The sequence below is a fragment of the Haladaptatus rarus genome (assembly GCF_054177585.1).
Genome location: NZ_JBPEHG010000011.1, coordinates 53,758 through 69,604 on the forward strand (window position 1 = coordinate 53,758; position 15,847 = coordinate 69,604).

A 15,847-nucleotide genomic window follows, 5' to 3' on the forward strand; every position below is an offset into this window, starting at 1 on the left:
ACTACTCTTCTGTACCACCGTCAGTTCGAGTGGCCTGTTCGAACGACTCGACACTGTATCGATCGTTGGAAGCCACGTCGTCCCCTGCCAGTCCCGTTCCCGGTTCGAATCGCTCGACGTGGATGCAGGCAGCTCGGTGCCCGCTCGTCGCGCCTTCGACCTGTTCGAGCGTCGGGTCGATATCTCGGCACTCCTTCGTTGCCTTGGGGCACCGGGGATGGAACGAGCATCCACTCGGTGGCTCGATCGGCGATGGTACCTCTCCTGACAGCACCTCTCGCTGGCGGGCGAGCTCCGGCACTGGCTCGGGAATCGCCTCCAGCAACGCCTGCGTGTACGGATGCTGTGGATTGTCGAACAGTTCGTCCGTCTCGGCTATCTCGACGATCTCGCCGAGATACATCACGGCGACGCGGTCACAGACGTGCCTGATGACGGACAGGTCGTGGGCGATGAACAGGAACGTGAGGTCGAACTCGTCCTGGAGATCTGTCATCAGGTTCAGTATCTGCGCCTGGATGGACACGTCCAGCGCCGAGACGGGTTCGTCGGCGACGATGAAGTCGGGGTCGACTGCCAGCGCGCGAGCGATGCCCACGCGCTGGCGTTGCCCACCCGACAGTTCGTGCGGATATCGGTTCGACCACTGCGGTGGGAGGCCGACCGACTCCATGAGTTCGTCCACCTGTTCGTCGCGCTCGCCAGCGTACAGGTCGTGGATCTTCATCGGCTGTTTCAGTATCTGGCCGATGGTCTTGCGCCGGTTCAGACTCGAAGCAGGGTCTTGGAACACCATCTGCATCTGCTTTCGCATCCGTTTTAGCTCCCCGTCGGAGAGGTTGGTGAGGTCTATCCCATCGTATTGGACGGTACCACCGGTCGGCTCGTCGAGTTGCAAGATCGCTCGTGCGGTGGTCGATTTGCCACTCCCCGACTCGCCAACCAGACCGAACGTCTCGCCCTGGTCGATGTCGAAGCTCACGTCCTGTACCGCTTTGACCGTCTCCGTGTTGCCGAGAACCCGATTGATGACGCCACCCCGTTGAGTGAAGTGTTTCGTCAGGCCATCGACCTCGACGAGCGGGTCGTCACTCATTCGTCTCACCACCATCCGTAGCAGCTTCGCGGGCGGTTCCATCACCCGTCGTCGGCCCGCCCGATATCGACCCGTAGCCTGCCGCGTGGATACATGCTGCTTCGCGTCCCGGTGCGACCGTTCGAAGCTCCGGGTCGTACTGCTTGCACGATTCCGTCGCGTGCGGACAGCGAGGGTGGAACGAGCATCCATCGGGCAGCGCGGTCAGGTTGGGAACGTTCCCCTCGATCGGGGTGAGTCTGCTTCGACCGCCTCGCAGCCGTGGAATCGATCGCATCAGGCCGCGCGTGTACGGATGACGAGGATTTTCGAAGAGTTCTTCCACGGTCGCGCGCTCGACGATACGCCCTGCATAAGCGACGGCGACGCGGTCACAGCTTCCTGCGACGACGCCGAGGTCGTGCGTGATGAGGATGATGCTCATCCCGTACTTCTCTTTGAGGTCGTCGAGCACGTCGAATATCTGCGCCTCGATGGTCACGTCGAGTGCGGTCGTCGGCTCGTCAGCGATGAGGATGTCCGGGTCGCAGGAGATCGCCATCGCGAGCAACGCCCGCTGGCGCATCCCACCGGAGAACTGGTGCGGGTAGTTGTCGACCCGTGACTCCGGCTCCGGGATTCCGACGTCTGCCATCAATTCGATAGCTCGTTGACGTGCTTCGGAATCCGAAACGTCGTGGTGCGTTCGGACGACCCGCCCGATCTGTTGGCCGACCGTGAACACCGGATTCAGGCTCGTCATCGGATCCTGGAACACCATGGCGATGTCGTTGCCACGAATCTGGCGCATCTCCCGTTCGGATTTGTGTCGAAGGTCGTCGCCGCGATAGAGGATCTCGCCGCTCTCGATCCGACCTGGGTCGTCTATCAGTTTCATGATCGAGAGGGCGGTGACGCTCTTGCCAGAGCCGGATTCACCGACGATGCCGAGCGTCTCGCCCTCGTGGAGGTCGAACGACGACCCATCCACCGCCTTGACCGTCCCTTCGTCGGTGTAGAACCGGGTGACGAGGTCGTGCACGGAGAGTACTGGATCGCTCATTCTGCACCCTCCTCCGTATATCGTGGGTCGAGTGCGTCCCTGAGACCGTCACCGAGTAGGTTGAAGCCGAGGATGGCCAGGACGATGAGCGCACCGGGGAACACCGAGTACCACCACTCGCCACTGTAGAGGTAGCCACGAGCGTTCGAGAGCATCAGGCCGAGACTGGCTTTCGGCGGCTGGATACCCAGACCGAGGAACGATAGCGCCGCACTCGCCAGGACGGCGGTTCCCATGTACAGCGTCCCCTGCACGACGACCGTCGGAATCGTGTTGACCATGATATCTTTCACGAGAATGTGACGGTCGCTCGCGCCGAGTGCCTTCGCGGCATCCACGTAATCTTCTTCCATCTCCTTCAGCACGGAGCCACGCATGACGCGGGCGAAACTCGGGATGTAGACGATACCGATGACGATGATGATCTTCACGAGGTTCGGCAGGGTGAACGACCCGTACTCGGTCTTCCCGACACCCAGAACGCCGAGGACGGCGATAGCCAGGATGAGACTCGGGAACGAGAACAACACGTCCATAAAACGCATGATGATCTCGTCGAGCCAGCTATCGCGGTAGTAGCCCGCGATAGCGCCTGCGGTCACCCCGATGAGCATTGAGAAGAACACGACACCCATCGAGACGGTCAGCAGGGTTCGTAAACCGTAGATAAGCCGCGAGAGGATGTCACGACCGTGATGGTCGGTTCCGAGGTGTGCCGTGGTGGTTCCAACGTCCTCCCCGCCGCTCTTTACGATGACCTCCGCACCCGGCGGTAAGGGGTTGTGTTCACCTTCCGGTGCGTCGAACTGCGTCGTCGGGTTGTGCGGTGCCAGAAACGGCGCTAACACGGCGACCAGTACCATCGACACGATGATGGCTCCGCCGACGAGCGACAGTGTGTTCCGGCGGAACTCCTGCCAGAACATCTCCAACTGCGTGTTGTGCTCGCTGATCGGCTGTCCGGCCTCGATGTCGTCGCCACCTTCGTCGTGCATCGCCATCTCAATCACCCCCTCCGTATCTGATCCGCGGGTCGAGATAGGCGTACAATACGTCCACGATGAGGTTCGAGAAGACGAACACGACCGCGATGAACAGCACGAGCGCCTGGATGACTCGGTAATCACGGCGGTCGATAGCGGTTATCAGGAGCCGACCGACCCCCGGCAGATCGAAGACGGTTTCCGTGAGGATGGCCCCGTTCATCAGTTGACCGAGACCGATACCGATCACCGTCACGACTGGAATCAGTGCGTTCTTCGTCGCGTCCTTGAGGACGACTTCACGGCTCTTGACACCCATCGCCCGCGCCGTACGGATGTAATCCTGGCTGAGGGTATCGACCATCTCGGAGCGCATCATCCGTGCGATGAGCGCCGAGTACGCCGTCCCGAGCGTGATGACCGGGAGCATGAGTTGTTTGAGGTTCGCAACCAGGTTTTCGGAGGGGGGGACCCAACCGCCGGTCGCCCACGGAAAGCCGAGTTGAACTGCGAAAACCATGATGAGGATGATTCCGAGCCAGAAGTCAGGAATCGAGATGCCCGCGAGTGCAGCGATGCGTGCCGCGTGGTCGGCGGCCCTGTTCTGTCGGACTGCACTGATGATGCCTGCCGGAATAGCGATAGCGATGGCGAGGATCATACTCAAGATCGAGAGTTCGAGCGTCACCGGCAGTCGCTGCCCGATGAGCGATCCGACCGGCGTCCCCTGCTGGACGGTCCACGACGTGCCGAAATCACCCTGGACGACGCTGGTCAACCACTGACCATACTGGACGTACAGCGGCTGGTTGAGTCCGAGGTCTGCCCGAATCTGACTGACGAGCTCCTCGCTCTGGAGTGGGCCGAGCATCACACGAACCGGGCCACCCGGTGCGAGATGGACGAGACCGAACACGACGACGCTCACCCCGAGCAAGACCGGAATCGTTAGTAGGAGTCGTTTCAGCACGTATCGGGCCATACTCATCGACGATGCACCGTCCTGCCGCTCAAATGATGTGTGGTAAGTTGTCGCATATGTAATCTCTGAAAGACCGAAGTCGATGGGTTAGTTCCCTTCGCCGACCATCACAGTTCGATACTCGTCTTCGAACGTCCCGATGTCGTACCCTTCGACGTCGTTACGCCACGCTTCCAGTTTGTTCACGTAAGCGATGTCGATCTGGATGGCGTTCTCGACGACGTACTCTTCGAGTTCGTAGACGATCTCCTTCTGTTTGTCCTCGCTCTGGGCGGACTGTGCCTCCCGAAGGCGGGACACGAACCACTCGTGACCATTCGAGAAGTCGCCCTTGGCATCTTTCGGGGCTGGTGGGCCACTCGGTTTGTACGGCTTCTTCAGGTCGTCGGCGGGATGGTGCCAGTTGTTGTGGTTGTGGTTGTTGTCGGCGTACCCGGCGTCGAGCCAGTAGGTCGCCACGGGGATCGACTGGCCCCAGTCTTCCATCGCCGCGTGCCAGTCGGTCGTGCCGTACACCTGATTGAACAGCGTCGATTTGTCCATCGTCGTGACGCTCACGTCGATGCCGATCTGTGAGAGCTGGTTCTGGATGATGACCGCTTCGTCCTTGAACCACGACCCCTTCGTCGCCATGATCTCCATCGAGAACCCGTCCGGATTGCCCGCCTTTTCGAGCTCCTTTTTGGCCTTCTTGGGGTCATACATCTTCATATCCTTGAGTTTCGGCGAGGTCCACTCGTCGTCGGGATACCACGGGCCTTTCTGGACGACTCCCTGTCCGTGGAACACCTCGTCGAGTATCTCCTGGGCGTTGATACCGAACAGCACTGCCCGACGATTGTTGACGTTACTCATCGGGTTGTTCTTCGCTTCCATCAGGTTGAGGTACAGCACCTCCGTCGTGTTGCCGGGGACGCTCTCCGCAGAGATTTTCGGTTGCCCCTTCAGTGACTCGAAATCCTTCGGCGGCACCTTGTTCGTCAGGTCGATGTTACCCGAGCGGAGTTTCGCGAGGCGGGTGGAGTTCTCTCCGATGAAGTTGAATTTGATCTCGTCTACCTTCGGCTGGCCGTCTTTCCAGTAATCGTCGAACTTCTTCAGCAGGACGTGACTGCCGCTCTTCCATTCGGCGAATTTGAACGGTCCCGTGCCCTTGCCTTTCGGGTTCTTCGTGAGTTTCGTGGAGAGTCCGCTCGGGCCTTTTCCCTTCTCGACGTTCCCACGCGACCCTTTCGGGACGATACCTTCGACACCGCGTGTCAACCACCAGTTCAACGTCGAAAACGGCTTTTCTAAGTTCAGTCGAAGCGTTCGGTCGCCCACGATTTCGGTTCCCGTAACGAACGGCAGCCGACTTTTGATCGGGGATTTGTTCTTCGGGTCGAGGATCCAATCGACGCTATATTTGAAGTCCTCGGCCGTTACGTCGTCGCCGCTATGGAACTTCAGTCCCTTACGGAGTTTGTAATCGAACGCCTTCCCGCCGTTCGTCGGTTCGGGAACCTTCTCGACCAGTCCCGGTTTCAGCTCGTTCTTTGGCGTGAGTTCGATGACCTCGTCGTAGACGAGCCCGCCGATAGTGCTGGTCGCAGTGTCGGTCCAGAGAGCCGGATCGAAGTTCCAGACCTCCGAAGAAAGAGCGACGTTCAATCGTACTTTCTTCCCGCCGTTGCCGTCGCCGCCTGACGAATCGTTCGAGGTGTTACCCGAACAGCCAGCGAGTGCGGTTCCAGATAAGACTCCTGCAAGACCCAAGAACTGACGCCGGTCCAAGTCAAACGTCAGCGTGTCACGTTCTGACATGCTATGTAGTTCATCAAGTCACCAAGCAGCCAAAAACTTTTTCCATGTTCTATAATAGTATCCGCTCTAGATAGTGTTTTCTGCAAACTAGTTTTGATTTTCATTACCGGTACCAGTAGAATTTTCACAGTGCTTTACAGAATCATCCACCATGTCAGAATCTACCAAACCATCGCTCGTCGAACTGCGCCGTGACCTCCATGCACATCCGGAGTCTGGATGGAAGGAGTTCCGAACCACCGCGATCGTCGCCGAGGAACTGGACGACGGTGACTTCACGCTCCATCTGGGAACAGATGCCGTCGCCGGAAACGAGCGTCTCGGCGTCCCACCCGAAGACGAGGTTCGCACCGCCATCGAACGAGCACGCCGGGAAGGTGCGCCGGAGACGTATCTCGACCGGATGGACGGAATCACGGGGCTCGTCGCAGAGAAGACCTACGGCGACGGGACGGGGCCGGTCGTAGGCGTCCGCGTGGACATGGACGCGCTGGAGCGCACGGAGGCGCAGGACGACGACCACCGACCCGCCAGAGAGGGGTTCGCCAGCACGCATCCGAACGAGATGCACGCCTGCGGGCACGACGGCCACACCGCCATCGGGGTCGGTGTCGCCCGCGAACTCGACGAGCACGGTGGTTTCGACGGCACCGTGAAACTGTTCTTCCAGCCTGCCGAGGAAGGGGGTCGTGGCGGCCTGCCGATGAGTGAGACAGCTCTCCTCGACGATGTCGACCACTTCGTCGCCATCCACCTTGGCCTCGGGTTCGAGACGGGGACGGTCGTCGCGGCATACGACCGCCCGCTTTCGAACGCCAAGCTGGACGTGACCTTCGAGGGCGAACCGAGCCACGCTGGCGGCGCACCGGAGGAAGGGCGCAACGCACTCCAAGCAGCCACGACCGCGATCCAGAATTGCTACGCGATTCCGCGGCACAGTGACGGTGTCACACGCATCAACGTCGGACAGGTTCACTCGCCGAATCCACAGAACATCATCCCCGAACACGTGGCGATGCGCGTCGAAGTGCGCGGTGGCTCCGCGGAGTTGAACGAGTACATGCTAGACCGGGCACGACAGATCGTTTCCGCCGCGGCAGATATGCACGACGTGTCCGTGGAGACCGGGCTGTACGGCAAGACGACCACGTTCACTGCCGACGACGACATCACTGCAGTGGTCGCCGACGCGGCCCGCGATGTCGATGGCGTCTCCGAGGTCGTGGAGCGAGACGAGATCGGCGGCAGCGAGGACGCCTCCTATCTTATCAGGCGCGTGCAAGAAAACGGAGGGGAGGCAACCTACGTCGGAATCGGTGCGAGCAACCCGTACGGCCACCACACCGCACGATTCGACATCGAAGAAGAATCGCTCGACATCGGCGTCGGCGTCGTGGCCGAAACGATACGCCGGTTGTAGAGACGGGGTTGCCGTCTCGCGCGATGATCTCTGCTGTCAGCAAACCACTCGACGGTTCATGTCCACTCAACTGCTCGAACGACGTTCCACGACGACCTCTTTCGTCTTCTTCGCGTCGATGCCGAACAGGAATCCCGAGATGAACAGGAGCTCGTTCCCGACGTAGTACTGCTGGACGATGTGCCCGACGAGCGAGTTGACCGGGTCGGGTGCGACGCCACCGAGCAACACGAGCACGAGTGCGATGATGGCAGCGAGTCCGGCGAACCAGCGTGTCACCGTTCCCGAGATGAATCCGACGACGAAGATGCCGATAGCCGTGAGGAGGCTCATACCCGCGATTGGTTCGTATTCCGCTTAGCTGTTGATGGTTCGAGAGCGACCGCAGAGCAGATACGAAGCGCCGAAAAACCAGATCGGAAACGAGTTCGACTGTCGAGTTAGTAGCTGTACGCCTCTACCTGCGTTCCAGTGTCGTCGAAGACGTAGACCGTATCTCCCGAGTTGTTCCAGATCGCAGAACCGCTTCCCCAGTAGAGGTCGGTGGACGTGTCCGTGCCACTGCCGGTGTGGAGCGTTACGGTTGCACCGGCGTCGAGGGAGAAGCCATCTGGGAACTGGTAGGTGTGCGCGACTTCGTCCTCGACGGTGTAGCTGGTGAGGTCGAGCGCCGCAGTTCCGGGATTCTCGAAGACGACGTACTCGTCGTTCAGGTTGTCCGTATCGCTTCCAGATGCATCAGCGTGGACGCTCTTGACTGCGATGGAACCGCTGCCGGACGAAGGGGAGTACGACTTCTTCGCGATGAGTGCCCCAGCGTCGTCGTACACGTAGCAGGTGTCACCGTCGTTGTTCCAGACCGCCGACCCACGGTTCCAGTAGAGGTCGCTGTCGGTGTCCGTTCCGCTCCCCGTGTGGAGCGTTACGGTCGCTCCCGGCGTGAGTGTGAAGCCATTCGGGAACTGGTAGGTGTACCCCGCTTCGTCTTCGACGGTCCATCCGGTGAGGTCGAGGTCGCCGCTATCGGTGTTCTCGAAGACGACGTACTCGTCGTTGAGATTGTCAGAGTCGGTTCCACTCGCGTCACCGTGGATCTCGGAGATGGCGAGTGACCCCGTCCCTCCAACGGAGGGGTATGCCGAGAAGATGGGATAGTCAGTGTTGAACCGGGTCGTCGTCGGGAGCGACGAATCGGCGTTCACGTTGTTCGTCGAATCCGTGACGTCGTCGTCGTTGAGGCGAAGATCGGTTCCGAGGGAGGATGCGACGGTGTTTAGGTTCGACACTGCCGAATCCGGGGCTGCGCTCGCACCCAGCAGGATGACTGCACCACCGTCGTCGACGAGTCCCTGGATCGCGTCGAGTTCGGCACTCGTGAACGACTCGGGGGGCGCGGAGACGATGAGGGCGCGACCACGGGAGAGGTTCGCGGCGGTGAGCTCGTTCACCTGCTCGAACTCGATGTCGAACCCTTCGAGGTGGCGTTGATAGTACGCCGCATCTTCGCTGGAGAGCGCGTAGTCGGCACTGAACTGGTCGTGGCCGCCGTCGATGAGCACCTGTCCGTCGAGGGTCGAAAGGTAATCGATGAGGTTCGTCAGGACGACGAAGTTCTCGTAGGTGGACGTATCGACCGCGAAGTCCTCCTCTAGCTCGTAGCTCTCGTCGATGACGAGTCCGCCGACGATGGCGACACCGGCCGTTTCGTCGACACCGACGAGTGGCAGGTCAGCACTTCCGTAGTCGTATCCACCGGTCGTCGATTGGGTCGCCGAGGATTCCGCGTAGATGGCTACATCGCTGTCGGGCACCGGGCCGGAGGTCGTTTTGACCGTCGTGGCCTCCGGGAAGAATAGGTCGTCTGCATCACGGTTGCGATACTCCGGCGAGTTCGAGGGGTCGCTGTCGGTCCAGACGCGCAAGGAGTTCGACCGCGCGTCCGCCTCGGCGTCGTAGAACGTTTCGTGATACGAGAACGACGAGCTGTAGAGGCGGGCGTACCCCTCCCGTACCATATCGTAGTTGTAGAAGGTGTTCCGAACACCGCTTCCCGACTTGTCGTAATGTATGTACCCGAGCAGTCGGTCGTAGGCGTCGAAGATACCCGGTTCGGCATCGTCGAACGAGAGGTCGATGCGGATTCCCGAGAGTTCTTGGATGGCGTAATCGGAGGCGTTCGCGCCCCACGTGGCGAGGTAATCGAGACTCTCGATTCCTTCCCACTCCTCTTCACGCTCGAATCGCTGGTACTGTTCTTTCTCCGGTGTGTCGATGCCGAGGATGCGAACCGCCTCTTCCCGACCGCTGTCGAAGCGTACGTCGACGGTGTCGCCGTCGTTCACGTCGATGACTGCCACGTCGTGTGTCGCGTTCGGGTCGATCTCCATCCCCGGTCGGTCGGCGAAGTAGTCGAAGGAGGTGTTGTACTGGTCGGTCGTCGGCTTGTAGTACACTCCCGCGTTGTTCGTATCATCGGTCACCTGGTCGTCGTTGAATCGGAAGGCGAGCGACAGTGCGTCTGCGATGTCGTTGAAGTTCGCCGTCTCGTCGTAGTTCGAATAGTCCGCCCGGTCGTGGAGGAGGAGGACGCCACCGCCCGCGACGAAATCGGCGAGCGACTGCTTTTCCGAGGACGTGAACGCCGTGGAGGGGGCAGTGATCCACGCCGCATCCGCCGACGAGAGGTCGGACGCCAACGTCGAGGTGGCCTGCACGGTGTATCCGTTCTCCCCGCCGTAGTTCGCCATGTTCGAGAAGTCGTTCAAGCTGTGGTACTGGTCGTGTCCCTCGTCGTAGAGTATCGTCCCGGAACCACCGAGATGGGCATCCCAGACGTTGAGGACGAACTCCTCGTTCCCGCTTTTGAAGTTCGCATCGTTCGAGTCGAGTGTCGCACCGAATCCGACCACGTCGCCATCGACGGCGACCAGCGGGATGTCGGTCGAACTATTGTAGATCGTCGCGTCCCCGTTCCCGTCCGAATCCTCGTTCGAAGCCGTGCTCTCGGCCCAGACCGCGATATTCCTGTCGTCGGTGAGTTTCCGGCCTTTCTTGTCGAGGAGACTCGCGGTCGAATCGAATTCGAGGGAATCGATGGTTGTCGTTGCTGCCTGTGCGAGATCGATCGAGTCGCTCGTCGTCGCACTTCCGGCAGTTGCGAGTCCAAGCATGCTGACAAACTGTCGCCGTCGCATACCTCAAAGGCGATAGTAATCGGTGATAAATTGTTTGATTCTTAAATTATATTTATTAAAAATACTGATTCTCTGTCAGATTTGAATTCGAAATCCACCGACACCGACGTCGCTCTATCAATTCCGAGGATTCCGCTCTGTCCGCTCCAAGGGATTCGACACGCATGCTTTCGTGTCCGAGGAAACCTCTCCTGCTGGGGGGAGTATCTTCGGCAAACGAGCTATGAAAAGAGTTATATGACATCGAATTGCTGTGTTAGCCGAACACGAACAAATTCATGAGTGACCGTTTCCGGGAATCTGATACGGGTGGGACGAACGTTCTCGTCCACACACCACCGCTGGATACCAACGGAGAGTCGAAATGTCTCGATTTTCTCACTTCGACACCTCCTGCTCGGTCGAACGTTCTCATCGTCTCCTACGTTCGAACCCCTGACGAGTGGTTAGAGCGGTGGAACGAGTCCGTCGGCGATCATCCAGCACGACTCGGCTTCGTCCACGTCGGGGATTCGATGCGTTCTGCTGCCACGACCGCATCACAGTCTTCTTCCGTAGCACAGTCACCGGACATCGTCGAGGCGGTGGCGAGTCCAACGAATCTCACCGGTCTGGGCATTAAGATCAGCGAATATCTGGCGAAGTGGGAGGAAAACGAGAACCAGACCGTCGTCTGCTTCGACTCCCTCACGGTGCTCCTACAGTACACCAAGGACGTACAAACCACGTTCCAGTTCCTCCACACACTCATCGGGCGTGTCCAGACGGCGGAGGCACGCGCCTGCTACAAGATTACGCCATCCGCTCACGACGACCAGACGGTCGCGACACTCACCAGTCTCTTCGATACCGTTGTCGAGTAACGTCGAGGGTTCAGGCCGACGTACTGCGACTCTTCGTCCTCCAGATGTAACCCGTTTCAGCCTGTGAAACGGATTTCCGTTCGTGGAATCGCTCCCGGTAGATGGGGCTAACGGCCTCGCTCTCGTCCGATTCGGTATGGCACAGCAAACCATCGAAGCCGAGAAAGAACAGTTCATCGACCAGCTGCTCGACGCGAGCATCGGGACGTTCACGACGTTCACGACCTACCTCGGCGACCAGTTGGGGTACTACGAGGCGTTGGCCGACTCGGAACCTACGACAGCGGAGACACTCGCCGAGCAGACCGGGACACACGAGCGGTACGCCAGAGAGTGGCTGGAAGCGCAGGCCGTCGTCGGCATCCTCGACGTCGAAGACGAGACCGCACCGCCGAGCGCACGGCGATACAGCCTCCCACCGGGTCGCGCAGAAGCACTGACCGACGAAGCGAGCCTCGATTACGTCGCAGGACTTCCGCAAGTCGTGGTCGGGTCGGTACTCCCGGTACACGACGTCGTCGATGCGTTCCGAGTCGGCGACGGCGTCCCCTTCGAAGAATTCAGTCCGGATCTCCACGAAGGGCAGGCCCGAATGAACCGCGCGTCGTTCCTGACGTTGCTGGGTACCGAATGGCTCCCGGCAGTCGACGACGTTCACAAGCGACTCCAGAATGGCGGCCGGGTCGCAGATATCGGCTGTGGGTTCGGCTACTCCTGTGTCGGAATCGCACAAGGGTATCCCGACGCCCACGTCGATGGGTACGACCTTGACCGCGAATCGGTGGAGGCGGCGCGTGATATCGTTGCCGATGCCGGTCTCGAAGAGCGCGTCACGATCCATCATCGTGACGCTGCCGATTCCGAGATCGACGGTGACTACGACCTCGTGACCGCATTCGAGTGCATCCACGACATGTCCGATCCCGTCGGCGCACTGGAGACCATGCGCCGACTCGCTGGTGACGATGGGACGGTCATCGTCATGGACGAGCGAACCGGCGAGACGTTCGCGGAGGCCAACGATATCGAGCCGATCCTCTACGGATTCAGCGTTCTGCACTGTCTGCCGGTCGGAATGGCCGACCAACCCTCGGCTGCCACGGGCACCGTGATGCGCGCAGATACCCTGCAGTCGTACGCCGAAGAGGCAGGCTTCTCCCGATTCGATGTCTTGCCCATCGAGAACTTCTTCTTCCGGTTCTATCGGTTGGAGTCGTGAGGTGAACGAGATGAAAGACACGTCCGAATCGACGAACCCCGATTCGACGCATGCCGAACCGCCGACCGACGAGCAGACGCCCGACGAATCCGCGTCCGTTCCGTGGCGATCTTCGACCGTACAGGTCGTCCTCCTCAGTACGGTTCTCGCACCGCTGGGCGTCCCATTGGTGAGTCCGGCCCTGCCCGTCATCCGTGATGCGTTCGGTGTCACCAACGCAGAAGCGAGCCTGCTGGTCTCCGCGTACTTCGTGACGGGGATCGTCCTCTCGCCGTTCATCGGCCTCCTCGCGGATCGCGTCGGACGGCGCCGAGTGTTGATTCCCAGTTTGCTGCTGTTCAGCCTGACCGGCGGGGCGATGGTGTTCGCACCGTCGTTCGAACTCGACGTCGCCCTACGAGTCGTCCAGGGAACAGCAGCGGCGGGAATCTTCATCACCACGGTGACGCTCGTCGGCGACGTCTTCGATGGAACCCAGCGCAACGCCGTTCTCGGCGTCAACATCGCCGCGCTGTCCGCAGGTGCGGCCCTGTTCCCCATCGTCGGCGGGGCACTCGCCGCGATCTCGTGGAATGCGCCGTTCGTCATGTACCTCGCCGCCCTGCCCGTCGCGTTGTTCGCGGCGTGGGTACTGGAGGAACCGGCTGCCGAACACGAAGCGAAGGGTCTCGCCTACCTCAGGGGTGCATTCCGTTCGATGGCCTCCACGAACGCGCTCGTCCTGTACGGTGCGGCGTTCGCGACCGAGGTGTTGCTATTCGGCGCGATCATCACCGGACTACCGTTCCTCCTGACCGCATCCTACGCGATCGCACCCGTGTTCGTGGGACTCGTACTGACCGCGTCGGAGGTGTCTTCGACGGTCGTCTCGTCCCAGAACGGACGGTTTGCGAAGTATCTCTCCAACTATCAGCTTATCGCGCTCAGCTTCGGTTGCTACGGCGTCGGTCTCGTGGGTGCGTGGCTCGCATCGTCACCCGTTCTCATCGCGGTCGCGGTCGGTATGTTCGGGGCAGGTGTCGGCCTCTCGATGCCCGCCGTCGACGCGGCTATCAGCGACCTCGTCGAGACGCGGTATCGCGGTGGCGCGCTCAGTCTGCGGAACAGCACGACCTTCCTCGGGCGAGCGACCGGCCCGATCCTGTTCACCGGTATCGCGGCTATCATCGGCTACGAGTCGTTGCTCTTTGCTGCCGGAGTGGTCGCGCTGACGAGTGGCCTCCTGGTGGTCGCCGTATCCGGCAGTCGTTCCGAACCCATCGGCGCACCTGAAGAAATGGAGGGATGAGCGACAGTCCGCCTTCTTCGAGTCAATTCGTGGTGTCGAGATACTCGTCGATGTGGTCGTCGAGGGGTTCGGAGTCGTCACGGTAGACCGTGTAGACGCGCTCTGCCCACTCGCGGGCGATGGCGGCGTCGGTATCGACGAACACCTGCATCGTCCCGGTGGTTTCGTCGTAGCCGCCGATGCCGACTCGGTCGTCGAAGATGGCGAGTCCGTACGGAAGCGCCTCGCGCGTCCGTAGTGCGAAGTGTCCACGGTCGATCGCTTCCCTCGCTCGATCCGGGAACACGTCGAAGAGCGTCTCGACGACCGATGGGAGATAGATGATCTCGGTGTCGGTGTCCTCGTAGGTGGAATCGAAGAACGAACCACTCGTGAGCGGCACCATGTGGGTGGTGTTGAAGCCTCGCAGCGTCGTCGATTCGTCGGCGAGTGAGACGAATCGACGCACCGGGCGGTACGGGTCGTCCGGTGTCGCAGTCGTCACGGTCGCGTCGGCGAACGGTTCGATGACGAACTCCTGATGTTCCTCGCAGATGCAATCCCATAGCGGCGTGAGACGCTCGTACGTGGCGACGTTTCGCTCGAATCGAAGGACTTCGTCGGCCATTCCCATCCCCTTCCCGGTGAGCCGATACCGACCGTCGACCTTCTCGACCAGTCCGTGCTCGTCCAACCACCGGGTGAATCGGTGGCTGGTGGTTCGAGAGATGTCCAGTCGGCCTTCGATCTCGCGCCGATCCAGTGGCTCTTTCCGGAGTGCTTCGAGCACTGGGCCATGACGAACGAGGTCGAGGAGATCGTTCCTGTCGATGCGTTGTTCGTCCGAGCGCAACTGTTCGCCAGCGACTCGTAGGTCTAACTCCGCCTGCAGGAGTTCGTCGAAGATGTCCGTCCCTCCCGTCTGTCGTTCGACGTTCCGGTGCTCCTCTTCGACGTGTTCGCTCATGCTCTAACCGAGGATATGGAGTAAGATAACAGTTCACACGAGGGAGGTGGACGACCCGTTATCAGCACGGAACGAATCCACGTAGTCCCGAACGAACTGCCGCATCGTGTGCGGTGCTCGGCCCAGGACGGCCTCCACATCGATCGTCGTCCGTCCGGAAGATCCGAGGCGAGCTACCGAGTACTCGATGGTCATGAACGTGACGAGTGACGCAGGCACACCTCGCTGGTACATGTGCCGGGCGAACGCGGGCCTCGAAGGGTTTGCGTAGGTTATCGGGCGACCGAGCGTGTCTGCAAAGATATCGGCCACGGAGAAAAAGTCCAGTGCGGCCGGGCCAGTGAGATCGTACGCGCGATTCTCGTGACCTGGTTCGATGAGGGTCGTCGCAGCCACCGCCGCGACATCTCGGGCATCCACGAAACTCAGCGAGCCGTCGCCCGCCGGAACGAATATCTCGTCTCGCTCGACGATCTCCGGTCGATGGATCTCGCTCAAGTTCTGCATGAAGTACGAAGCCCGGAGGAACGTGTACGTCAATCCGGTTCCTTGCAGATGCCTCTCGATCCGTCGGTGTGGAAGGATCGGTAACTTCTCCGCACCGAGAATCGAGAGGTACGTGGCGTGGTCGATGCCGACTCGACTAGCGGCGTCAAGGAACGTCCGAACTGGATCCACGCCGACTTCCGGCGGGACCAGGAGAAACATTCGGCCGACGTTTTCGAGCACACGGCCCCACGTTTCAGGATGGTCGAGGTCGAACGCGGTGTACTCGGCCCCGTCACCGAACCGTTCGCGTGCTTTTTCCGGTGCTCGTGTGGCGATGCGAACCGCTACCGGTGCGTCGAGTAAGCGAGAGACGAGCGGCGCACCGACCGTTCCCGTTGCGCCGATGACGAGGATGCGGTCTCTCCCTTTCTCGTCGACCTCGTTCCTTTCCCCGTTCGTCTCGTCTCTCTCGTCGAGACCCCTCTCTTCCTCGTCTCTTTCGTCAGGCACGTCCCTCTCGTC

12 protein-coding genes and 1 pseudogene are annotated in these 15,847 nt (G+C 60.5%); 4 read left to right on the top strand and 9 right to left on the bottom strand.

All coding sequences use genetic code 11. From position 1 onward, the window contains the following. Position 1 precedes the first annotated feature (1 nt). The 5 genes from ACR3FE_RS19780 to ACR3FE_RS19800 form a co-directional block, all read right to left on the bottom strand. Positions 2 to 1,096 carry an ABC transporter ATP-binding protein gene (locus ACR3FE_RS19780; RefSeq protein ID WP_458209250.1) on the bottom strand — a complete coding sequence of 365 codons (1,095 nt, stop codon included), beginning with the start codon at positions 1,094 to 1,096 and terminating at the stop codon, positions 2 to 4. Further along, complete coding sequence (locus ACR3FE_RS19785; protein WP_458209251.1) at positions 1,089 to 2,138, bottom strand: ABC transporter ATP-binding protein; 1,050 nt, start codon at positions 2,136 to 2,138, stop codon at positions 1,089 to 1,091. Before ACR3FE_RS19785 ends, ACR3FE_RS19780 begins: the two co-directional genes overlap by 8 nt. Further along, on the bottom strand, positions 2,135 to 3,133 hold the full coding sequence (locus tag ACR3FE_RS19790; protein ID WP_458209360.1) for an ABC transporter permease: 999 nt from the start codon (positions 3,131 to 3,133) through the stop codon (positions 2,135 to 2,137). The genes ACR3FE_RS19785 and ACR3FE_RS19790 overlap by 4 nt, the downstream gene beginning before the upstream one ends. A 7-nt stretch (positions 3,134 to 3,140) precedes the next feature. Continuing rightward, complete coding sequence (locus ACR3FE_RS19795) at positions 3,141 to 4,103, bottom strand: ABC transporter permease (protein ID WP_458209362.1); 963 nt, start codon at positions 4,101 to 4,103, stop codon at positions 3,141 to 3,143. 87 nt (positions 4,104 to 4,190) lie between these two features. Continuing rightward, positions 4,191 to 5,906: an ABC transporter substrate-binding protein gene (locus ACR3FE_RS19800; protein WP_458209252.1), complete on the bottom strand. Its 1,716-nt coding sequence runs from the start codon at positions 5,904 to 5,906 to the stop codon at positions 4,191 to 4,193. 151 nt (positions 5,907 to 6,057) lie between these two features. On the opposite strand from ACR3FE_RS19800, the gene ACR3FE_RS19805 reads away from it, so the two are divergent. Further along, the gene (locus tag ACR3FE_RS19805) at positions 6,058 to 7,326 is read left to right on the top strand and encodes an amidohydrolase (protein WP_458209253.1); all 1,269 of its coding nucleotides are present in this window, start codon (positions 6,058 to 6,060) and stop codon (positions 7,324 to 7,326) included. 118 nt (positions 7,327 to 7,444) lie between these two features. Here the strand turns inward: ACR3FE_RS19805 and ACR3FE_RS19810 are convergent. Then, a pseudogene (locus tag ACR3FE_RS19810) lies at positions 7,445 to 7,741 on the bottom strand (DUF1990 family protein); the annotation flags it as partial. A gap of 25 nt (positions 7,742 to 7,766) precedes the next feature. Beyond that, the gene (locus tag ACR3FE_RS19815) at positions 7,767 to 10,520 is read right to left on the bottom strand and encodes a lamin tail domain-containing protein (protein WP_458209254.1); all 2,754 of its coding nucleotides are present in this window, start codon (positions 10,518 to 10,520) and stop codon (positions 7,767 to 7,769) included. A gap of 278 nt (positions 10,521 to 10,798) precedes the next feature. Here ACR3FE_RS19815 and ACR3FE_RS19820 point away from each other — a divergent pair, with 278 nt between their 5' ends. The 3 genes from ACR3FE_RS19820 to ACR3FE_RS19830 all read left to right on the top strand — a co-directional run bounded on the left by ACR3FE_RS19820 (position 10,799) and on the right by ACR3FE_RS19830 (position 13,890). After that, positions 10,799 to 11,383, top strand: a complete 585-nt coding sequence (locus ACR3FE_RS19820; protein ID WP_458209255.1) for a DUF7504 family protein — start codon at positions 10,799 to 10,801, stop codon at positions 11,381 to 11,383. An 82-nt stretch (positions 11,384 to 11,465) separates the two neighbouring features. Further along, on the top strand, positions 11,466 to 12,602 hold the full coding sequence (locus ACR3FE_RS19825) for an SAM-dependent methyltransferase (RefSeq protein ID WP_458209256.1): 1,137 nt from the start codon (positions 11,466 to 11,468) through the stop codon (positions 12,600 to 12,602). 10 nt (positions 12,603 to 12,612) lie between these two features. Then, positions 12,613 to 13,890, top strand: a complete 1,278-nt coding sequence (locus ACR3FE_RS19830; RefSeq protein WP_458209257.1) for an MFS transporter — start codon at positions 12,613 to 12,615, stop codon at positions 13,888 to 13,890. 22 nt (positions 13,891 to 13,912) lie between these two features. Here the strand turns inward: ACR3FE_RS19830 and ACR3FE_RS19835 are convergent, their stop codons facing one another. After that, a complete protein-coding gene (locus ACR3FE_RS19835; protein ID WP_458209259.1) occupies positions 13,913 to 14,836 on the bottom strand; it encodes a helix-turn-helix transcriptional regulator in 924 nt (307 codons plus the stop codon). Positions 14,837 to 14,869: 33 nt separating this feature from the next. Then, positions 14,870 to 15,739: an NmrA family NAD(P)-binding protein gene (locus ACR3FE_RS19840; RefSeq protein WP_458209363.1), complete on the bottom strand. Its 870-nt coding sequence runs from the start codon at positions 15,737 to 15,739 to the stop codon at positions 14,870 to 14,872. Positions 15,740 to 15,847: the final 108 nt, after the last annotated feature.

Coding starts and splice junctions, on each gene's coding strand:
- ACR3FE_RS19835 (WP_458209259.1), bottom strand. CDS start 14,836: ATGAGCGAACACGTCGAAGAGGAGCACCGGAACGTCGAACGACAGACG.
- ACR3FE_RS19815 (WP_458209254.1), bottom strand. CDS start 10,520: ATGCGACGGCGACAGTTTGTCAGCATGCTTGGACTCGCAACTGCCGGA.
- ACR3FE_RS19790 (WP_458209360.1), bottom strand. CDS start 3,133: ATGCACGACGAAGGTGGCGACGACATCGAGGCCGGACAGCCGATCAGC.
- ACR3FE_RS19800 (WP_458209252.1), bottom strand. CDS start 5,906: ATGTCAGAACGTGACACGCTGACGTTTGACTTGGACCGGCGTCAGTTC.
- ACR3FE_RS19805 (WP_458209253.1), top strand. CDS start 6,058: ATGTCAGAATCTACCAAACCATCGCTCGTCGAACTGCGCCGTGACCTC.
- ACR3FE_RS19830 (WP_458209257.1), top strand. CDS start 12,613: ATGAAAGACACGTCCGAATCGACGAACCCCGATTCGACGCATGCCGAA.
- ACR3FE_RS19795 (WP_458209362.1), bottom strand. CDS start 4,103: ATGGCCCGATACGTGCTGAAACGACTCCTACTAACGATTCCGGTCTTG.
- ACR3FE_RS19780 (WP_458209250.1), bottom strand. CDS start 1,096: ATGAGTGACGACCCGCTCGTCGAGGTCGATGGCCTGACGAAACACTTC.
- ACR3FE_RS19820 (WP_458209255.1), top strand. CDS start 10,799: ATGAGTGACCGTTTCCGGGAATCTGATACGGGTGGGACGAACGTTCTC.
- ACR3FE_RS19785 (WP_458209251.1), bottom strand. CDS start 2,138: ATGAGCGATCCAGTACTCTCCGTGCACGACCTCGTCACCCGGTTCTAC.